Genomic DNA, 1071 nt, shown 5'->3' on the forward strand with positions numbered 1-1071 from the left:
CCGGGTGGCCGGCGCCCCCGCCCTCGCGGTGCTCGCCCGGCCCACCGCCGAAACCGTGGCCGCCGTCGTCGGCGGGCTGCTCGCCGGAGTGCCGGTGGTGCCGCTGCCGCCCGATTCCGGCCCCAAGGAGCGCGCGCACATCCTGCTCGACTCCGGCGCCGCCCTGCTCGCCCACGCCGCCACCGACACCCCGCCGGACGACGCCGGGATCGCCGGCCTGCCGGTCGACCTGCGCGAGACCTCCGCCACCGGCTACCCGGAGCCCGACCCGGCGGCCACCGCCTTCGTGCTCTACACCTCCGGTACCACCGGCGCGCCCAAGGGGGCGATGATCGCGCGCTCCGCCGTCGCCGCCGACCTCGACGCGCTCGCCGAGGCCTGGCAGTGGACCGCCGAGGACACCCTGGTGCACGGCCTGCCGCTGTTCCACGTGCACGGCCTCGTGCTCGGCGTGCTCGGCGCGCTGCGCACCGGCAGCCGACTGGTGCACACCGGCCGGCCCACCCCCGCCGGGTACGCGGCGACGGGCGGCAGCCTCTACTTCGGTGTGCCGACCGTCTGGTCCCGGCTGGCGGGCGACCCGGAGGCGGCCGCCCGGCTCGCCTCGGCCCGGCTGCTGGTCTCCGGCAGCGCCCCGCTGCCCGTCCCGGTGTTCGAACGGCTCGCCGCGCTGACCGGCCACGCCCCGATCGAGCGCTACGGCATGACGGAGTCGCTGATCACCGTCTCCACCCGGGCCGACGGCGAGCGCCGCCCGGGTAGCGTCGGCCTGCCGGTCACCGGGGTGCGCACCCGGCTGGTCGGCGAGGACGGCGCGCCCGTGCCGCACGACGGCGAGAGCGTCGGCGAGCTCCAGGTGGCCGGGCCCACCCTGTTCCGCGGCTACCTCAACCGGCCGGACGCCGACGCCGAGGCCTGGACCGCCGACGGCTGGTTCCGCACCGGCGACGTCGCGGTGATCGGCCCGGACGGCTTCCACCGGATCGTCGGGCGCGCCTCCGTCGACCTGATCAAGAGCGGCGGCTACCGGATCGGCGCCGGCGAGGTGGAGGCGGCGCTGCGCGACCACCC

The 1071-nt window shown here is 78.0% G+C and carries 1 pseudogene; it reads left to right on the forward strand.

Annotated features, from left to right (window positions below):
• Positions 1-1071, forward strand: a pseudogene (locus ABD308_RS04820) (AMP-binding protein); the annotation flags it as partial.

This window comes from Kitasatospora putterlickiae (assembly GCF_039527695.1).
GTDB lineage: Bacteria > Actinomycetota > Actinomycetes > Streptomycetales > Streptomycetaceae > Kitasatospora > Kitasatospora putterlickiae.